Below are 5,814 nucleotides of genomic sequence, written 5' to 3'. Positions count from 1 at the left end.
GAACGGGTCGCTTGCCGCCGGAGTGACGGGCGGGGGTGTCGGGGGCGGGGGTGTCGGGGGTGGGGGTGCGACGACCTGAGCCTCTTCGGCTCGACGCCGGAGTTCGCTCTCGAGCCGCTCGATTGCTTCGAGAGTCGGGCTGAGTGACGTCTCGATCGTCGGGGTCGGGATGCTCGGTACTTCGCTCGATACTTCGCTCGATACTTCGCTCGGCGCCTCTTCCGCTGGGGTCGGGGTGGGCTCCTCGACCTGTCGCGGAGGCGTGATCGGGTCGACCACCGGCGGGATGATCGAGATGGGGGAGGTGTACGCCGCAACCTCGGCTGCCATAGCCGCCGCGAGCGCGTCATCGTCGAAGTCGGGGCCTTCGGCGTCGGAACCCGGCGACGTGTAGGTCGACCGGCGCACCCCGGAGGGCACGTACGGCTCGGGGTCGTCCCCCGGTCCGCCATTGCCCGGTGGTACGTCAGTCATGCTCAGATTCTAGGCGGGAGGGGTCACGCAAGGGGTGCGACGAGCCGAAACCAAAACGGCAAGCCCGATGAGCACCAGGCCGAAACCGATCCAGCCGACCGCCGAGAGTCGCTCCCCCACGACGAGCACAGCGAGCACGGTGGCGAAAACCGGCTCGAGCAGCGTGATCGTCGTCGCTGTCGAGCTGCGCACCGATCGCAGACCGATTCCGAACAGCAGGTAGGCGACGAACATGGGGCCGAACACGAGATAACCGACGAGTCCGACCGACGTCCACGACTGCGCGAGCGGCCCGCCGACGACGGCGAGCACGACAAGCAAAGGCAGCGCTCCCAGCCCGAACATCCCGCCCATGACGCCGCGGGAGGGGTGTCCGGCGCGGATCGCGCGCGAGGACGCATACGTGTAGAGCGCATAGGCGAAGCCAGCAAGCAGACCGATCCCGACCCCCAGAGCGGCGAGCGCGGGTGACGCGCCGGCATCCCCGCCTTCCTGGCGGCCCAGGGCGAGCAGGGTGATTCCGAGCACGGCGAGCGCAGTTGACACGAGCCAACGCGTCGACAGCGGTTGGCGCTCGACGATCCACTCGATGAGTGCGGCGAAGACCGGTCCCGAGCCGAGCGCGACGACATTGCCGACCGCGACCCCGACGAGGTTCATCCCCGTGTAGAACGCGAGCGGGTAAACGACCACACCGACCGCCCCGATGGCCACCCAGTGTCGACCGACGGGGTCGCGCAACACCCCCCGTGACAGGCGTGGCGCCGTGACGAACAGCAGCACTCCGCCGAGCCCCATCGTGGCCGCGCCGATTGCGAGGGGGCTGACGTCGTCGGGGAACAGCGTTGCCGCCGTGCCGGTCGTGCCCCACAGCAGACAGGCGAGCACCAGCGCGACAACCCCTGAAAAGCGCGCGCCCGTCACCCCACGACGATAGCGGCGTGAGGGATCCGCCCGGATCGGCGCTCACGCCGTGAGGATTGCGTGAGGATCCTCCCACCGCGCGCGGTTCGGTCGTTGACTCGATCGTCACCACCCATCTCATCGAGGGAGAACGCATCGTGCTCGACGTCGTGTTCATCGCCGGCATCCTCGCGCTCGTCGCGCTGGTCGCCGCCGTCGGAAAGGGGGCCGAGCGACTGTGATGGTTTTCGAGATCATCGCCGCGGTGCTCGCCCTCGCTGCCGTGGCCTATCTGGTCGCCGCCCTGTTGAAGCCGGAGAAGTTCTGACATGGAGTGGCTCTTCTTCGCGGCACAACTCGCGACCCTGCTGATCGCCCTCGCGGTCGTACACCGCCCGCTCGGCGACTACATCGCCCATACCTACACCTCGCCGAAGCACCTGCGAGTCGAACGTGGCTTCTACCGCATGATCGGCGTCGACGGTTCCTCCGAGCAGAGTTGGCCCGCCTACCTGCGGTCAGTGCTCGTCTTCTCGCTCCTCGGTATCCTCACGGTCTACGCGCTTCAGCGGCTGCAGGAGATCCTGCCCTACTCGCTCGGGTTCCCGGGGGCGAGCGAGCACCTCGCGTTCAACACCGCGATCTCGTTCGTGACCAATACGAACTGGCAGTCGTACTCCCCTGATCTGACCTTCGGCTACACCGTGCAGCTCGTCGGGTTGGCCGTGCAGAACTTTCTCTCCGCGGCAGTCGGCATCGCCGTCGCGGTCGCACTCATTCGGGGTCTCGCTGCGCGCAAGTCCGGCACGATCGGCAACTTCTGGGTCGATCTGACCCGGGGCATCGTGCGCATCCTGCTGCCACTCTCGGTTGTCGCAGCTGTGCTGCTGCTCGCCGGTGGTGTCGTGCAGAATCTCGCGGGATTCCAGGAGGTCACGACTCTCGCGGGCGGAACCCAGAACCTTCCCGGCGGTCCGGTGGCGAGCCAGGAGGCGATCAAGCTCCTCGGCACGAACGGCGGCGGCTTCTTCAACGCCAACTCGGCGCACCCGTTCGAGAACCCCACCGCCTGGACGAGCCTGCTCCAGATCTTCCTGTTCCTGGTCCTGCCGTTCTCGCTGCCCGCCGCCTTCGGCCGCATGGTCGGCGATCTGCGCCAGGGCTACGCCGTGGTCGCAACGATGGGAGTGCTGTTCATCGCCTCCGTCGTCACGATGACCGCCTTCGAGCTGCAAGGAGCCGGCACGGCTCCCGAGCTGGCGGGCGGTGCGATGGAAGGCAAGGAGGTGCGATTCGGCATCCCCGGGTCGACCCTCTACGCGGCCTCGACGACACTCACCTCCACCGGCTCGGTCAACTCGATGCATGACAGCTACACGGCGGGCGGCGGCGGCACGGCTCTCGTGAACATGATGCTCGGCGAGACCGCCCCTGGCGGCGTCGGTTCAGGCCTCTACGGGATGCTCGTGCTCGCGATCATCGCGGTGTTCGTCGCCGGCCTGATGGTCGGACGCACCCCCGAGTACCTCGGCAAGAAGATCGGGCCGCGCGAGATCAAGCTGGTGAGCCTGTACATCCTCGCCACCCCGGTTCTCGTACTGCTCGGGACGGCCCTGTCGTTCGCGATCCCCGCCGTGCGGGCGGATGTCGAGGGCACCTCGATCTGGAACCCCGGACTACACGGATTCAGCGAAGTGCTTTACGCCTTCACCTCGGCGGCGAACAACAACGGTTCGGCGTTCGCCGGGCTCACCGCGAACACCCCGTGGTTCAACACCGCACTCGGCGTCGCAATGCTGCTCGGCCGTTTCCTGCCGATCGTTTTCGTGCTCGCCCTCGCCGGCTCGTTCGCTGCCCAGGACAAATTGCCGGTCACCGCCGGCACCCTGCCGACGCATCGACCGCAGTTCGTGGGACTCCACCTGGGTGCCGTGTTGATCGTTTCCGCTCTCACCTACTTTCCGGTGCTCGCACTCGGGCCACTCGCAGAAGGACTGTCATGACCACCCTCACCCCGTCGAAGCAGGCCGCCGCCTTCTCGGCGCGGCAGCTGCTCGTCGCGCTTCCCGGTGCCCTGCGCAAGCTCGACCCGCGGCAGATGTGGCGCAACCCCGTCATGCTGCTCGTCGAGGTAGGAGCGGTGCTCACCACGGCGATCGCGATCGCCGAACCCCTTGTCGGCCGCTCCAGCAACCTTGCCCCGAGTTTCACGGCCGGCATCGCGATCTGGCTCTGGATCACCGTGATCTGCGCGAACCTCGCGGAGTCGGTGGCCGAGGGCCGCGGTAAGGCTCAGGCGGCGACGTTGCGGGCCACCCGCACGAGCACCCCGGCGCACAGCCTCGGCGGCTACGTCGAGGGCACCGACGGCTCCACTGCGACGGCCACCGAGATCTCTTCGGCCGACCTGAAGCTCGGGGATGTCGTCGTGGTCAGCGCCGGCGAGGTCATTCCGGGCGACGGCGACATCGTCTGGGGGATCGCGTCGGTCGACGAGTCGGCCATCACCGGCGAGTCGGCCCCCGTCGTACGCGAGCACGGTGGCGACCGAAGTGCGGTCACCGGAGGCACCCGGGTGCTCTCCGACCGCATCGTCGTGAAGATCACGTCGAAGCCTGGCGAGACCTTCGTTGACCGGATGATCCGGCTCGTCGAGGGGGCGGCGCGGCAGAAGACACCCAACGAGATCGCGCTCAGCATCCTGCTGTCGAGTCTCACGATCGTCTTCTTGGTGGTCGTGCTGACCCTCAACCCGATGTCGTCGTACGCCGGCGAGCCCACGAGCATCCCGGTGCTCGTCGCGCTGCTGGTCTGCCTCATCCCGACGACGATCGGCGCCCTGCTTTCGGCGATCGGGATCGCCGGAATGGACCGCCTCGTGCAGCGCAATGTGCTCGCGATGTCCGGGCGCGCCGTCGAGGCCGCGGGCGACGTCAACACCCTGTTGCTGGACAAGACCGGCACCATCACCTACGGCAACCGTCAGGCGAGCGACTTCATCCCGCTCGGCGACACGACTGAGGCCCAACTCGCGGACGCGGCACGCACCTCCTCGCTCGGTGACCCCACACCCGAGGGCGCCTCGGTTGTCACTTTGGCGGGCGGCTCGGTCGAGCTGCCCGCGGGAGCCGTTGTCGTGCCGTTCACCGCACAGACCCGGATGAGCGGCCTTGACCTCGCGGACGGCAGCGCCATCCGTAAGGGCGCGGGCTCGATGATCGCCGAGTGGGTCGGCAAGGTGCCCGCCTCGGTGCAGACGGACCTCGACGCCGTCGTGACCCGGATCTCCGAGTCGGGCGGCACACCCCTCGTGGTCGCCGTCAAAGAGAAGGGTGCAGCCGCGGGTCGGGTGCTCGGGGTCATCCATCTCAAGGACGTCGTCAAGACCGGGCTGCCCGCGCGATTCGCGGAACTGCGCGCGATGGGCATCCGCACCGTCATGATCACGGGCGACAACCCGCTCACAGCGAAGGCAATCGCCGCCGAAGCCGGCGTCGACGACTTTCTCGCCGAGGCGACGCCCGAAGACAAGATGGATCTCATCAAGCGAGAGCAGGCTGGCGGCCGGCTGGTGGCGATGACGGGTGATGGCACGAACGACGCCCCCGCGCTCGCCCAGGCCGACGTCGGCGTGGCGATGAACACGGGTACCGCGGCCGCAAAAGAGGCCGGCAACATGGTCGACCTCGACTCCGACCCGACGAAGCTCATCGACATCGTGCGCATCGGCAAGCAGTTGCTCATCACGCGCGGCTCGCTGACGACGTTTTCGATCGCCAACGACTTGGCGAAGTATTTCGCGATCATCCCGGCAATGTTCGTCACGTCGTTCCCCGGACTTGCGGCGCTCAACGTCATGCAGCTGCACTCCCCTGGGTCGGCCATCCTCAGCGCGATCATCTTCAACGCGCTGGTGATCGTCGCCCTCATCCCGTTGGCCCTGCGTGGCGTGAAGTACCGCGCCGTCTCGGCGTCGAAGATCCTCAGTCGCAACCTGCTGGTCTACGGCCTCGGCGGGATCATTGCGCCCTTCATCGGTATCAAGCTCATCGACCTCGTCGTGAGCCTCATCCCGGGCTTCTAGAGCCCGACCAAGGAGACCAGAGAAAATGGCTCGCACCACCGCCCCGTTCCGGGGCCCCTGGACGGCACAGACCTGGACCGCGCTCCGCGCGCTCCTGATCTTCACCGTCGTGCTCGGGCTCGGCTACCCGCTCGTCGTTCTCGGCGTCGGACAGCTGCTTCTGCCCGCGCAGGCAAACGGCTCCCTCGTGCGCGTCGATGACCAGGTCGTCGGCTCGTCGCTCATCGGTCAGTCGTTCAGCGACGCCGACGGCAACCCGCTTGCCGAGTGGTTCCAGCCCCGACCGTCTGCGGCCGGTGCGGGCTACGACAGCGGGGCCTCGAGCGGATCGAACTACGGGCCCGAGAACGCCG

The 5,814-nt window shown here is 67.7% G+C and carries 6 protein-coding genes and 1 pseudogene; 5 read left to right on the top strand and 2 right to left on the bottom strand.

All coding sequences use genetic code 11. The features are described 5' to 3' along the window. A pseudogene (locus RMO30_RS07870) lies at positions 1 to 474 on the bottom strand (hypothetical protein); the annotation flags it as partial. A gap of 9 nt (positions 475 to 483) precedes the next feature. Continuing rightward, positions 484 to 1,398 carry an EamA family transporter gene (locus RMO30_RS07865; protein ID WP_309711631.1) on the bottom strand — a complete coding sequence of 305 codons (915 nt, stop codon included), beginning with the start codon at positions 1,396 to 1,398 and terminating at the stop codon, positions 484 to 486. 56 nt (positions 1,399 to 1,454) lie between these two features. On the opposite strand from RMO30_RS07865, the gene RMO30_RS07860 reads away from it, so the two are divergent. The 5 genes from RMO30_RS07860 to RMO30_RS07840 form a co-directional block, all read left to right on the top strand. Next, positions 1,455 to 1,619, top strand: coding sequence for a hypothetical protein (locus RMO30_RS07860; protein WP_309711628.1), 165 nt, complete (start codon positions 1,455 to 1,457; stop codon positions 1,617 to 1,619). Beyond that, positions 1,619 to 1,705: a K(+)-transporting ATPase subunit F gene (kdpF, locus tag RMO30_RS07855; RefSeq protein ID WP_309711634.1), complete on the top strand. Its 87-nt coding sequence runs from the start codon at positions 1,619 to 1,621 to the stop codon at positions 1,703 to 1,705. Before RMO30_RS07860 ends, kdpF begins: the two co-directional genes overlap by 1 nt. 1 nt (position 1,706) lies before the next feature. Beyond that, complete coding sequence (gene kdpA / locus RMO30_RS07850; RefSeq protein WP_309711626.1) at positions 1,707 to 3,380, top strand: potassium-transporting ATPase subunit KdpA; 1,674 nt, start codon at positions 1,707 to 1,709, stop codon at positions 3,378 to 3,380. After that, positions 3,377 to 5,461 carry a potassium-transporting ATPase subunit KdpB gene (gene kdpB, locus RMO30_RS07845; protein WP_309711623.1) on the top strand — a complete coding sequence of 695 codons (2,085 nt, stop codon included), beginning with the start codon at positions 3,377 to 3,379 and terminating at the stop codon, positions 5,459 to 5,461. Before kdpA ends, kdpB begins: the two co-directional genes overlap by 4 nt. Positions 5,462 to 5,486: 25 nt before the next feature. Further along, positions 5,487 to 5,814, top strand: a 328-nt coding sequence (locus RMO30_RS07840; protein ID WP_309711620.1) for a potassium-transporting ATPase subunit C, incomplete at its 3' end; no start/stop codon positions are given.

The sequence above is a fragment of the Pseudolysinimonas sp. genome, from assembly GCF_031389465.1.
Classification (GTDB): domain Bacteria; phylum Actinomycetota; class Actinomycetes; order Actinomycetales; family Microbacteriaceae; genus Pseudolysinimonas_A.
The sequence above is the reverse complement of the archived record's forward strand: the minus strand, read 5'-3'. Positions and strand labels throughout refer to the sequence as shown.

Bases quoted from the DNA above. Each gene is read 5' to 3' on its own strand.
- kdpF (WP_309711634.1), top strand. From the start codon at position 1,619: ATGGTTTTCGAGATCATCGCCGCGGTGCTCGCCCTCGCTGCCGTGGCC.
- kdpA (WP_309711626.1), top strand. From the start codon at position 1,707: ATGGAGTGGCTCTTCTTCGCGGCACAACTCGCGACCCTGCTGATCGCC.
- kdpB (WP_309711623.1), top strand. From the start codon at position 3,377: ATGACCACCCTCACCCCGTCGAAGCAGGCCGCCGCCTTCTCGGCGCGG.